At 66.7% G+C, this 12264-nt stretch carries 13 protein-coding genes; 3 read left to right on the top strand and 10 right to left on the bottom strand.

What is annotated here, in order from left to right; genetic code table 11:
- Positions 1 to 25 precede the first annotated feature (25 nt).
- On the bottom strand, positions 26 to 466 hold the full coding sequence (locus A9179_RS20995; protein WP_187808132.1) for a DUF2269 family protein: 441 nt from the start codon (positions 464 to 466) through the stop codon (positions 26 to 28).
- A gap of 21 nt (positions 467 to 487) precedes the next feature.
- The gene (ilvA, locus tag A9179_RS20990) at positions 488 to 2035 is read right to left on the bottom strand and encodes a threonine ammonia-lyase, biosynthetic (RefSeq protein ID WP_316851857.1); all 1548 of its coding nucleotides are present in this window, start codon (positions 2033 to 2035) and stop codon (positions 488 to 490) included.
- A gap of 156 nt (positions 2036 to 2191) precedes the next feature.
- Between ilvA and rpiA the strand changes: the two genes are divergently transcribed.
- A complete protein-coding gene (gene rpiA / locus A9179_RS20985; RefSeq protein ID WP_187808130.1) occupies positions 2192 to 2863 on the top strand; it encodes a ribose-5-phosphate isomerase RpiA in 672 nt (223 codons plus the stop codon).
- Between the two features lie 89 nt (positions 2864 to 2952).
- On the opposite strand, the gene A9179_RS20980 is transcribed toward rpiA, so the two are convergent.
- The 8 genes from A9179_RS20980 to speB all read right to left on the bottom strand — a co-directional run bounded on the left by A9179_RS20980 (position 2953) and on the right by speB (position 10738).
- Complete coding sequence (locus A9179_RS20980; RefSeq protein WP_187808129.1) at positions 2953 to 4554, bottom strand: 5-guanidino-2-oxopentanoate decarboxylase; 1602 nt, start codon at positions 4552 to 4554, stop codon at positions 2953 to 2955.
- A 103-nt stretch (positions 4555 to 4657) separates the two neighbouring features.
- A complete protein-coding gene (locus tag A9179_RS20975; protein ID WP_262410629.1) occupies positions 4658 to 5380 on the bottom strand; it encodes a class II aldolase/adducin family protein in 723 nt (240 codons plus the stop codon).
- Entirely contained in the window at positions 5380 to 6111 is a 732-nt protein-coding gene (locus tag A9179_RS20970) for an amino acid ABC transporter ATP-binding protein (RefSeq protein WP_223123246.1), read from the bottom strand. The genes A9179_RS20975 and A9179_RS20970 overlap by 1 nt, the downstream gene beginning before the upstream one ends.
- 10 nt (positions 6112 to 6121) lie before the next feature.
- Complete coding sequence (locus A9179_RS20965) at positions 6122 to 6862, bottom strand: amino acid ABC transporter permease (protein ID WP_187808128.1); 741 nt, start codon at positions 6860 to 6862, stop codon at positions 6122 to 6124.
- Between the two features lie 97 nt (positions 6863 to 6959).
- Positions 6960 to 7772, bottom strand: coding sequence for a transporter substrate-binding domain-containing protein (locus A9179_RS20960; RefSeq protein ID WP_187808127.1), 813 nt, complete (start codon positions 7770 to 7772; stop codon positions 6960 to 6962).
- Between the two features lie 59 nt (positions 7773 to 7831).
- The gene (locus tag A9179_RS20955; RefSeq protein ID WP_187808126.1) at positions 7832 to 9355 is read right to left on the bottom strand and encodes a purine-cytosine permease family protein; all 1524 of its coding nucleotides are present in this window, start codon (positions 9353 to 9355) and stop codon (positions 7832 to 7834) included.
- Between the two features lie 19 nt (positions 9356 to 9374).
- Positions 9375 to 9782: a YybH family protein gene (locus A9179_RS20950; protein WP_187808125.1), complete on the bottom strand. Its 408-nt coding sequence runs from the start codon at positions 9780 to 9782 to the stop codon at positions 9375 to 9377.
- Positions 9779 to 10738 carry an agmatinase gene (gene speB, locus A9179_RS20945; protein ID WP_187808124.1) on the bottom strand — a complete coding sequence of 320 codons (960 nt, stop codon included), beginning with the start codon at positions 10736 to 10738 and terminating at the stop codon, positions 9779 to 9781. Before speB ends, A9179_RS20950 begins: the two co-directional genes overlap by 4 nt.
- A gap of 178 nt (positions 10739 to 10916) precedes the next feature.
- Here speB and A9179_RS20940 point away from each other — a divergent pair, with 178 nt between their 5' ends.
- Both A9179_RS20940 and A9179_RS20935 read left to right on the top strand, forming a co-directional pair.
- Positions 10917 to 11810, top strand: a complete 894-nt coding sequence (locus A9179_RS20940) for a LysR family transcriptional regulator (protein ID WP_187808123.1) — start codon at positions 10917 to 10919, stop codon at positions 11808 to 11810.
- 76 nt (positions 11811 to 11886) lie between these two features.
- On the top strand, positions 11887 to 12219 hold the full coding sequence (locus A9179_RS20935; RefSeq protein ID WP_187808122.1) for a YegP family protein: 333 nt from the start codon (positions 11887 to 11889) through the stop codon (positions 12217 to 12219).
- The last annotated feature ends 45 nt before the right edge of the window (positions 12220 to 12264 follow it).

Here is a 12264-nt window from a genome sequence, read left to right as displayed (position 1 = left end):
AGCTCGCACGATTTTGCGCAAGGCATCAGGCCGGCTTGGCCCCCATCAGGGCGAAGATCGCCAGCAGCAGAACCAGCATCAGCACGCCATAGGCGATCACGAAGCGCAGCAGCTTGACCGGCACCGCGCCACCCACCGCTGCCTGCCAGGCGCCCAGGCGGCCGTGCAGGAGCAGACCGCACAGCACCAGCAGGGCGAACAGCACGGCGCTGTACAGCAGCCAGCTGGCGCCCAGCGGCAGGCCGACCGTGTGCACCAGCCACCAGCCGCTGATGGGCAGGCTCAGCGTCACCAGGCCGATGGCCGGCAGGCTGTACAGGCGGGTGATGCGCAGCTTGCGAGTCAGCACGGCAGCGTCGCCGCTCTTGTTGGCTTTCCACAGCATGAAGGCGTGGGCAATGAAGCCGGCCAGGATCAGCACGGCGGGAATCAGGTGGGCGTATTTCAGTAGCTGGTAGTGCTCCATCACGGGCTCTCTGTAGTCGAGTTATTTGCCGAGAAACAGTTTGTAGGCCGGGTTGTCGCTCTCGTCCCAGTAGGGATAGCCGATGGCGTCCAGGGCGGCCGGGATCAGCTGGCGTTCGTCGGCCGGCACCTGCAGCGCGGCCAGTACGCGGCCGTCAGCGGCGCCGTGGTTGCGGTAGTGGAACATGGTGATGTTCCAGTGCCCGCCCAGCTTGGTGAGGAAGTTGAACAGTGCGCCCGGGCGCTCCGGGAACTCGAAACGCAGCACCACTTCATCGGCCACCGCCGCCGCATGGCCGCCGACGGTGTGGCGGATATGCAGCTTGGCCAGCTCGTTGTCGGTCAGGTCGAGCACCGGGAAACCCTGGCTGCGCAGGTTCTCCACCAGCGCCGCGCGCGGGTCGGATTCCGGGTGGGTCTGCACGCCGACGAAGATGTGCGCTTCCTTGTCGGTGTGGTAGCGGTAGTTGAACTCGGTGATCTGGCGCTTGCCGATCGCCTCGCAGAAGGCCTTGAAGCTGCCCGGCTGCTCGGGGATGGTCACGGCGATGATCGCCTCGCGCTTCTCGCCCAGTTCGGCGCGCTCGGCGACATGGCGCAGGCGGTCGAAATTGACGTTGGCGCCCGAGTCGATGCCGACCAGCACCTGGCCGCTGAGGCCTTCGCGCTCCACGTACTTCTTGATCCCGGCCACGCTCAGGGCGCCGGCCGGCTCGGTGATCGAGCGGGTGTCGTCGTAGATGTCCTTGATCGCCGCGCAGATCTCGTCGGTGCTGACGGTGATCACCTCGTCGACATAGTCCTTGCAGATATCGAAGGTGTGCTGGCCGATCTGCGCCACGGCCACGCCATCGGCGAACAGGCCCACGGTCGGCAGCACCACACGCTCGCCGGCAGCCATGGCCGCCTGCAGGCAGTTGGAGTCGTCCGGTTCGACGCCGATGATCTTGATTTCCGGGCGCAGGTATTTGACGTAGGCGGCGATGCCGGCGATCAGGCCGCCGCCGCCGACCGGGACGAAGATGGCGTCCAGCTGGCCCGGCTGCTGGCGCAGGATCTCCATGGCCACGGTGCCCTGCCCGGCGATCACGTGCTCGTCGTCATAGGGGTGGATATAGACGTAGCCCTTTTCCTCGACCAGCTTCAGCGAGTAGGCCAGCGCCTCGGGGAAGGCGTCGCCGTGCAGCACCACCTTGCCGCCGCGCGAGCGTACGCCCTGCACCTTCAGCTCGGGGGTGGTGCGCGGCATCACGATGGTGGCTTTCACCCCCATGTGCTTGGCGGCCAGGGCCAGGCCCTGGGCATGGTTGCCGGCCGAGGCGGTGACCACGCCACGTGCCAGTTCTTCCGGGCTGAGCTGGGCCAGCTTGTTGTAGGCGCCGCGAATCTTGAACGAGTAGACCGGCTGCAGATCCTCGCGCTTGAGCAGAATCTGGTTGCCCAGGCGCTCGGAGAGCTGGCGGGCGGGTTGCAGCGGGGTTTCCACGGCGACGTCGTAGACGCGCGAGGTGAGGGTCTTCTTTACGTACTGTTCGAGCATCACGGCTTCACTGGCGGGCTTTTCACGGATTCTGGAGTCTACCCCAGCGCTCTGACCGGCGGCCACCGACAGTCCGCAGCAAAAGCCGCATATCAGTAGGACTGTGGCGATAAAACGCAGCCGATTGCGCCGGGCAGGAGGCTATAATTCGCCCCTTCCCGTATTTCCCAGGCGCAGAACCCCGCGATGACCCAGGATCAGCTCAAGCAGGCCGTGGCCCAGGCCGCCGTCGACCATATCCTTCCCTTCCTCGACAGCAAGAGCGTGATCGGCGTCGGCACCGGCTCCACCGCCAACTGCTTCATCGACGCCCTGGCCCAGCACAAGATGGCCTTCGACGGCGCCGTGGCCAGCTCCGAAGCCACTGCCGCGCGCCTCAAGGGCCACGGCATCCCGGTGTACGACCTGAACAGCGTCAGCGAGCTGGAGTTCTACATCGACGGTGCCGACGAGAGCGACGAGCGCCTCAACCTGATCAAGGGCGGCGGTGCCGCGCTGACTCGCGAGAAGATCGTTGCGGCGGTGGCCAAGACCTTCATCTGCATCGCCGACGCCAGCAAGCTGGTGCCGGTACTCGGGGCCTTCCCGCTGCCGGTGGAAGTCATCCCCATGGCCCGCAGCCATGTGGCGCGCCAGCTGGTGAAGCTGGGCGGCGATCCGGTGTACCGCGAGGGCGTGGTCACCGACAACGGCAACATCATCCTCGACGTGTTCAACCTGAGCATCACCGATCCGGTGACCCTGGAGCGTGAGATCAACGCCATAGTCGGCGTGGTCACCAACGGCCTGTTCGCCGCGCGCCCGGCCGATCTGCTGCTGCTCGGCACTAGCGAAGGCGTGAAGAGCCTCAAGGCTTGATTGTAGGGCGGGTGAAACCCGTGTGACCCACTTGCGCGGGTTTCACCCGCCCCACCAAGAAAAACCCGGCCTAGGCCGGGTTTTTCGTTTCAGGGGGCGAAGGGCGGCGCTTCCAGCACCTCGATGATCAGCGGCCGGTTGCTCGGTGCGTCTTGCAGCAGCTGCTTGAGATGGCCCAGGTCGCGCGCCCGCTCCGCTGCGCAGCCAAAGCCACGGGCAATGGCGAGGAAGTCCGGGGTGTAGATATCCACGCCGATCGGGGTAATGTCGCGGCGCTCCATGTAGCGCTTGATCTCGCCGTAGCCGCTGTTATTCCACAGCAGCACTATGATGCCGATGCCGGCCTCCACCGCGCTGGCCAGCTCGGGCAGGGTGAACTGGATACCGCCGTCACCCATCAGGCTGATCACCGGGCGCGCCGGCTCGGCCAGCTTGGCGCCGAGCGCTGCCGGCAAGCCGTAGCCGAGGGTGCCGTAGCCGGTGGAAGCGTTGAACCAGCGCCGCGCGCCGTCCAGCTCGACCAGGTGGTTGCCGCTGTACACGGTCTGCGTCGAGTCGCCGACAAAGCGCGCCTCGGGCAGCACTTCCAGTACCGCGTCGAACAGCGCGCGGTAGTGCGCCCAGCCGCTGAAGCCTTCGGCCAGCTCGGCCTGCACGGCAGCGGTGCGTTGCGCGCCAGGGCTGTCGGCACGGGCCTCGCCCGGTTGCAGCTCGGCCAGCAGCATGCGCATGGCCAGGCGCGCGTCGCCCTGGATGGCCAGGGTCGGCGCATGGTTGCGATGCAGCTGTTGCGGGTCGATATCGATACGGATCAAGCGGCCGGGAATGCGGAAGTTGCCGTCGAACACCACGTCGTAGTCGGTCTCGCCCAGCTCGGTGCCGATGGCCAGTACCACGTCGGCGTCCTCGACCAGCTGGCGCACCGGCACCAGCGCCTGGTTGCTGCCCAGCAGCAGCGGGTGGCCCGGCGGCAGCAGGCCCTTGGCGTTGATGGTCAGCGCGGTTGGTGCGTCCAGCGCGGCAGCCAGGGCGCGCGCTTCGGCCTGGGCCGCGACGCAGCCGCCTCCGAGCAGCAGCAGTGGGCGCTGGGCGCCCTTGAGCAGGCCGGCGGCTTCGCGCAGCAGGCTGCGATTGGGTGCCGGGCGGGCCTGGCGTGGCTTGGGCTGCACACGCATGTGCGAGGCGTCGGCGGTGATGATGTCCAGCGGCAGCTCGATATGCACCGGCCGCGGGCGCTCGCCCTCGAACACGGCGAAGGCGCGGGCCAGCACCGCCGGCAGTTCCTCCACGCTCATCAGGGTGTGGCTGAAGGCGGATACGCCGGCCACCATCGCGCTCTGGTTGGGCAGCTCGTGCAGGTAGCCGTTGCCATGGCCGAGGCGCGCGCGCTCGTTGACGCTGGAGATCACCAGCATGGGGATCGAGTCGGCGTAGGCCTGGCCCATGGCGGTGAGGATATTGGTCATGCCCGGGCCGGTGATGATGAAGCACACGCCTGGCTTGCCGCTGACGCGGGCGTAGCCATCGGCCATAAAGCCGGCACCCTGTTCGTGGCGCGGGGTGATATGGCGGATCTTGCTGCCCGGCAGGCCGCGGTACAGCTCGACGGTGTGCACGCCGGGGATGCCGAACACGCTGTCGACGCCCCAGGCTTCCAGTTGTTTGACAAGAAATTCGCCGCAGGTGGTCATGGTCTGTTCCTTGCGATGATGCGAAATAAAAATGCGATTCCAGTCAGGCCGGAATCGCCAGGGCCGGCCACCACGTGTGGGGGATGGGCCGGCAAACACGGATTCAGCTGCGGTACTCCGGGCACTCGCGTTCCAGCTTGCGCAACCAGGCCTGCCACAGCAGCGGGCGCTGCCATTCGCAGCCCTGGAACTGGCCGCAGGCATGCTGGCTGAGGGCCTCCGGCATCTCGCGCACGCTGTCGAGCGTGGCGGCGGCCAGTTGGATCTCGCAGGCCTTGTTCAGGTAGTACATGACGTAGAAGGCATCCGCCACGCTGGCACCGACGCTGAGTAGGCCGTGGTGGCGCAGGATCAGGGCGATGTTGTCGCCCAGCGAGGCCACCAGGCGTTCGCGCTCGCCGAGGTCGAGGGCGATGCCCTCGTAGGCGTGATAGCCGACGCGGCGGTGGAACTCGGCGCTGATCTGGTTGAGCTGGGCCAGGCCGTTGTCCGCCGCGGCCACCGCCATGCCCGCCAGGGTATGGGTGTGCAGCACGCAGTGGGCATCGCCGCGGGCCATGTGCACGGCGCTATGGATGGTGAAACCGGCGATGTTGTAGTCGGCCTCGCCTTCCAGCACGCGGCCTTCCATGTCGACCACGATCAGGTCGCTGGCCCGCACTTCCTCGAACAGCAGGCCGAAGGGGTTGATCAGAAAGCGTGGGGCGACACCTGGCAGGCGCACCGAGAAGTGCGTGTAGATGGTGTCGTCCCAGCCGAACTTGGCGGCCAGGCGGTAGGCAGCCGCCAGGTCGCGGCGCAGGGTGGCTTCGCTGGGCATGTCCATCAGTGACGGATCTGCGACAGGAAGGCGCGGCTGCGCGGGTGCTGGGGATTGTCGAAGAACTCGGCCGGGCTGGCGGTCTCGACTATCTGGCCGGCGTCCATGAACACCACGCGGTCGGCGACCTTGCGCGCAAAGCCCATCTCGTGGGTTACGCAGAGCATGGTCATGCCGTCCTGGGCCAGCTCGGTCATCACTTCCAGCACTTCGCCGACCATTTCCGGGTCGAGCGCCGAAGTCGGCTCATCGAACAGCATCACCTTGGGGCTCATGCACAGCGCGCGGGCGATGGCCACCCGCTGCTGCTGGCCGCCGGAGAGCTGGCCGGGTTTCTTGTGCGCCTGGGTACCGATATGCACGCGGCTCAGGTACTTCATCGCCAGGTCTTCGGCCGCCTTGCGCGACAGGCCGCGCACCTTCATTGGCGCCAGGGTGCAGTTCTCCAGCACGGTCAGGTGGGGGAACAGGTTGAAGTTCTGGAACACCATGCCCACTTCGCGGCGCACATGGTCGCCGCCGGCCTTGGTCGAGACGTCCTGGCCTTCGACCGTGATACTGCCGGTGTCGTGCGGGTTGAGGCGGTTGATGCAGCGGATCAGGGTCGACTTGCCGGAGCCCGATGGGCCGCAGATGACGATCTTCTCGCCCTGTTCGACGGACAGGTCGATGCCCTGCAGCACCTGGAAGCTGTCGTAGCGCTTGCCGACGTTGTGCAGACGGATGATTTCGCTCATGACAGGTTCCTCAGATACGGCGCATGCGCGCCAGGGTACGTTGCACCAGGCCCACCGGGGAGGCGGCGACGGCCACCGAGTCCCACGACAGGCGCCGCTCCAGGCCGCCCTGCAGCCAGGTCAGGGTGTAAACCATGGCCAGGTAGTAGACCAGGGCGACGGCGTAGTACTCGGAGAACTGGAAGGTGGTGGAGACCGTTTGCGAGGTCACCGCCATCAGTTCCTGCAGGGAGATCACCGAGGCCAGCGAAGTGATCTTGAGCAGGGTGATGAATTCGTTGGAGGTCGGCGGAATGGCGATGCGCGCGGCCTGCGGCATGATCACGTAGCGGAAGATCTGCCAGCGCGACAGGCCCAGCGCATGGCCGGCGGCGTACTGGCCGCGATCCACGGATTTCAGCGCGGCGCGGTTGATCTCCACCTGGTAGGCCGCCTCGTTGATCGACAGGGCGATCCAGGCGGCGAAGAACGGGGTGAACCATTCCTCGCGGAAAATCGGGAAGAACTGCGGCAGGGCGTTCCACACGAACAGCAGCTGCAGCAGGGTCGGTGCGCCGCGGAAGACGCTGAGGATGCCGCGCAGGGTGGCGCGGGCCGGGTTGTTCGGGCCGTCCAGGGCGAGGGCGGCGGGGATCGAGATGAGGATGCCCACCGAGTGCGCCAGCAGGGCCAGCAGCAGGGTGATACAGGCGCCCTTGAAGAAATGGTAGGACGTCAGGGCGTCCCAGAAGACGGCAACATCGAAGTTCATGTGCGTGTCCTGCATGAAGGGAAGCGAGTGCCCGCCACGACCGGGCGGGCACACTGGAGCGGACTGAAGCCGCCCGTTGCCGGGCGGGCGTGCGGCCTTACTGGGCGGGGGCCAGGTTGGCCGGATCGAGCTTCCACTTCTCGGCGATGGCCTTGAGCGTGCCATCGGCTTTCAGTGCGTCCACGGCAGCCTGCACGGCGGCCTTGTCGGCCGCATCCGGGCGCATGTAGGCGCCGAAGATGTCCTTCTCCGGGAAGCTGTACAGGGTCTTGAACTGGCCCGGGGTCTGCAGCTCGCGGTAGGCCAGCTCGGTGTCCTGGGACAGGCCGGCGGCGGCGCGGCCGACCAGTACCTGCTGGGCCACGTCGCTGCCCTTGGGGTAGGTCTGCAGGGTGGCCGGGGTCTTGCCGGCGGCCTTCAGGTCGGCGTTGAGCTTCTCCATGATGGCCACGTACTGGGTGCCCGACTGTACGGCCACGACCTTGCCGGACAGGTCATCCAGGGTGTTCAGCTTGAGCTCGCTCTTGCCGCTGCCGAACACCACGGTGGCGGTGGCCAGGTAGCCCACGGCATTCAGCTTCTGGGTGCGCTCGGGCGTGATCAGGGCGCCGCTGATCACTGCGTCGCAGCGCTTGGCCTCCAGGCCCGGCAGCAGGCCGGTGAACTCGGTGACGATGAAGCGCGGCTGCACGCCCCAGTGCTTGGCCAGGGCGCGGATCAGGTCGGTGTCGAAGCCGCTCGGCTCCTTGGCGCCGGCCTGCTCGAAGAACTCCATCGGCGGATAGGTCGGGTCGGAGCACACCTGGAAGCTGCCCGACGCGACGAAGGACGGCTTGTCGGCGGCCAGCAGGCCGGTGCTCAGGGTGGCGGCCAGTACAGCGCTGGCCAGTTGCAGGGGGCGTTTGTTCATCGGTAACTCCAGGCTAGATGCATTGTTTATTTGGCAGTACAGGGAAAAGCCATTTCTTGTTATGCAGCCTCAGGGGTGGCCTGAGTGATGGGTTGCTTGAGCAGCTTGCCCGCCTTGATCCAGCGCGGGCCTTGCGGGCCGTAGACGTCGGCCGGTTCCGGGAACAGCGTGAGCAGCGCCAGGTAGAGCACGGCGGCCAGGCCGAGGGTGACCGGCAGGCTGATGTCGATGCCGCCGGCCAGTTCGCCGAGCGGGCCGACGAACTGCCCCGGCAGGTTGACGAAGCACAGGCCGACCACCGCGCTGGGCACCCAGGCGCCCATGCCGCGCCAGTTCCAGCCGTGGTGGAACCAGTAGGCACCGCCGCGCTGGCCGCGGGTGAACACCTGCAGGTCGTCGGCGTGGTAGTGGCCACGACGGGTCAGCAGGCCGAGCAGCATGATCACCATCCACGGGCTGGTGCAGGTGATGATCAGCACGGCGAAGGTCGACACGCTCTGCACCAGGTTGAAGGCGAAGCGGCCGATGAAGATGAAGCTGATCGACAGCACGCCGATCAGCAGGGTGGCCTGCACCCGGTTGAGCAGGCGCGGCACCACGCTGGACATGTCCAGACCGGTGCCATACAGCGCAGTGGTACCGGTGGACATGCCGCCGATCACCGCGATCAGGCACACCGGCAGGAAGAACCAGGTGGGCGACACGGCCAGCAGGCCGCCGACGTAGTTGTAGCTGGCGATGTAGTCCGGGGCGCGCAGGGCGACGATGCTGGCGGTAATCAGGCCGAAGAAGAACGGGATCAGGGTGGCCAGCTGGGCGCCGATCACGGCGGCCATGATGCGTTTCTGCGAAGCCTCACGCGGGATGTAGCGCGACCAGTCGCCGAGGAAGGCACCGAACGACACCGGGTTGCTCATGGCCAGCAGGGCGGCACCGATGAAGGCGGCCCAGAAGCCCGGCTGGCCGAGCTGCACGCTGCCGGCATAGCTGGCGTCGAACGGGCCGAAGAAGGCCGCGGCACCGAGCAGAAACAGCAGGCTGGCGGCCCATACGGCGATCTTGTTGACCCACAGCATGAAGCGGAAGCCATAGATGCACACCACCAGCACCAGCACGGCGAACAGGCCGTAGGCCAGGCCCAGGCTGAGGTCGGTTTCCGGCAGGCCGAACAGGCGCTTGGCGCCGCCGACCAGGGCATCGCCCGAGCTCCACACCGACAGCGAGAAGAAGGCGATGGCGGTGAGCAGCGAGAGGAACGAGCCGACGATGCGCCCGTGCACACCGAAGTGGGCGCCGGACGAGACCGCGTTGTTGGTGCCGTTGAGGGCGCCGAACAGGCCCATGGGGGCGAGGATCAGCGAACCGACCAGCACGCCGAGCAGGATCGCCCAGGCACCAGCCTGGAGCGACAGGCCGAAGATCACCGGGAAACTGCCGAGCACGGCGGTGGAGAAGGTGTTGGCGCCGCCGAAGATCAGGCGGAACAGGTCGAGCGGCTTGGCGTGACGCTCGTGGCTCGGGATCTGTTCGACCCCGAAGGTTTCTATCTGCGTGATGGCGTTCTGCTTATTGTTGTTATGCATGACACTCTCCGGGACTGAATCAGGTTGGCGGCAGCTGCTGCGGCATGGCCGACAAGTGCTCGTGGCAGGCCAGCCAACGGCCCTGTTCTTGTTGTTGGCGGAACACGATGGTCTCGCGCTCCAGGCTGTCGATCTGCTCGCCGCCCAGCTGCAGGCGGGTGGCGACGTCATGGGTGAAGATCGCCACATCGCCCTGCAGGCTCACCTGCGGGTTGCTCGAGGCGCAGCCCAGTACGCGGAAGCCGTCGCGCTGCCAGCTGTCCCACAGTTCACGGTAGGCCGCGCGCGAGGGCAGCACCTCGGGGTGCGTGTGGAAGAGGAAGCTGGCATCGGCGCTGAACGCGGCGAAGTAGGCCTCGCTGTCGTTGCGGGCGAAGGCCGCCACCAGTTGTTCGGCGGCCTGCAGAACCTGTTGCACGGCACTCATTTGCGCTGCACTCCCGGCAGGACGCAGAGCATTTCGTAGAGCAGGTTGGCGCCCAGCAGCGAGGTGTTGCCGGTGGTGTCGTAGGGCGGGGAGACCTCGACCAGGTCGCCACCGATGATGTCCAGGCCTTGGCAGCCACGGATGATTTCCATGGCCTGGATGGTGGTCAGGCCGCCGATTTCCGGGGTGCCGGTACCGGGCGCCCAGGCCGGGTCGATGCCGTCGATGTCGAACGACAGGTACACCGGGCCGCCGCCGACTTTTTCGCGTACTTCCGCCATCAGCGGTTCCAGCGACTTGTGCCAGCACTCTTCGGCCTGCACCACGCGGAAGCCCTGCTTGCGGCTCCAGTTGAAGTCCTCGGAGGTGTAGCCCTGGGCGCGCAGGCCGATCTGCACCACGCGCTCGCTGTCGAGCAGGCCTTCTTCCTGGGCGCGGCGGAAGGTGGTGCCGTGGGCGATCTTCTCGCCGAACATGTGGTCGTTGACGTCGGCGTGGGCGTCGATATGCACCAGGCCGATCTTGCCGTACTTCTTGTGCAGGGCGCGCAGGATCGGCAGGGTGATGGTGTGGTCGCCGCCCAGGGTCAACGGCTTGATGTCGAGCTCGACTATCTCGTCGTAGGCCTCTTCGATGATGCGCACGGCGTCGAGCAGGTTGAAGGTGTTGATCGCCACGTCGCCGATATCGGCCACGTTCAGCGAGTCGAACGGCGCGGCGCCGGTGGCCATGTTGTACGGGCGGATCATCACCGACTGGGCGCGGATTTCACGCGGGCCGAAGCGGGTGCCGGAGCGCAGCGAGGTGCCGATATCCAGGGGGATGCCGACGAAGGCCGCGTCGAGCTGGCGCTTCTCTTCGGTGCTCTGGATATGGGGCAGACGCATCATGGTGGCGATGCCGCCGAAACGGGGCATTTCATTGCCGCCCAGGGGCTGGTGGAGGATCTTGTCCACGGGGTGGCCTCACGGTGTTGTGGTTGTAATTTAGAGCCACGGGGAGCGAGTCCCGGGGCAAGGCATGGGCCGGATTCTTGCGGCGAATCGCCGCAGGAAGAATCGCTGCGGTGAAATAATTAGTTCAGAAATTTCTAAACTAATGGCAGCCTGAAGGCATGTCCGCCGGAGACCGCCGATGACCCTCGCCCTGCCCGATATCAAGCTGCTGCGCATCTTCGCCACCGTGGTGCGCTGCCAGGGTTTCGCCGCCGCCCAGCAGGAGCTGAACCTGTCGACCTCGGCGATCAGCACCTACATGAGCCAGCTGGAAAGCCAGCTGGGCCTGAGCCTGTGCCATCGCGGCCGCGGCGGTTTCAGCCTGACCAGCAAGGGCGAGCTGTTCCACCAGGAAGCCTTGCGCCTGCTGGCCGAGCTGGAAGGCTTCGAGCGTTATTCGGCGGCGCTCAAGGGCGAGCTGCGCGGCACCCTCAACCTCGGCGTGCTGGATTCCACGGTGAGCGACCCGGCGCTGCCGCTGGCCGAAGTGATCGGTGCGCACAGCCAGGAGCACCCGGCTGTGCACCTGCACCTGGCGGTGATGAGCCCGGCCGAGCTGCAGCTGGCGGTGCTGGAGAACCGCCTGGATCTGGCCATCGGCGCCTTCTACACACGGATGAACGGCCTCACCTACCAGGCGCTGTACCGCGAGCAGCACTGGCTGTATTGCAGTGACCGCCACCCGTTGTTCGACCAGCGGCGGATCCCCGCCGAGGTGATTACCCAGCAGCGCATGGTCGGCCGCGGCTACTGGAGCCAGAGCGAGCTGGCCCGGCACGGCTTCAAGCACAGCGCAGCGACGGTGGAGTCGATGGAGGCGCAGCTGATCCTGGTGCTGTCCGGCGCCTATATCGGCTACCTGCCGGAGCACTACGCGCAGCCCTGGGTCGAGCAGGGCCGGCTCAAGGTGCTGCTGCCGACCACCTTCGGCTACCAGGCGCCGTTCTCCCTGGTGTTGCGCCGCGGGCGTGGGCGCGAGCCGCTGATCCAGACCTTCCGCGACCTGCTGCGGGCGCAGCTCAATCCGGCCTAGGCCGGCTTACCGGCGGTTCTGTCGGGTGGTTGGCGAGCGTCTAGGCTTAGGGCTCCCCCACGACAGGAGTCGGATCATGGCCGGCAAATTCCACCTGAAGAAAGCCAGCAACGAGCAGTTCCATTTCAACCTGCTGGCCGGCAACGGCGAGATCATCCTCAGTAGCGAACAGTACAAGGCCAAGCCCTCAGCCCTGGACGGCATCGAGTCGGTGCGCAAGAACGCCCAGCGCGACGGCGCCTTCGAGGTCAAGGCGGCCGCCGGCGGCAAGTATCACTTCGTGCTCAAGGCGACCAATGGCCAGGTGATCGGCCAGAGCCAGCTGTACGCCAGCGAGGCCAGCGCCAAGGCCGGTACCGAGTCGGTGAAGAACAGCGCGCCGGGCGCGAGCCTGCAGGACGACAGTTGACCGGAGCAGGGCGGGTGCCCCGCGTTGCCTGCTCGCGCGGGTTGC

It is taken from the genome of Pseudomonas alcaligenes (genome assembly GCF_014490745.1).
In the GTDB taxonomy this organism is placed as follows: Bacteria; Pseudomonadota; Gammaproteobacteria; order Pseudomonadales; family Pseudomonadaceae; genus Aquipseudomonas; species Aquipseudomonas alcaligenes_C.
Note: the sequence above shows the minus strand (reverse complement) of the source record. Positions and strands in the feature narration are given on the sequence as shown.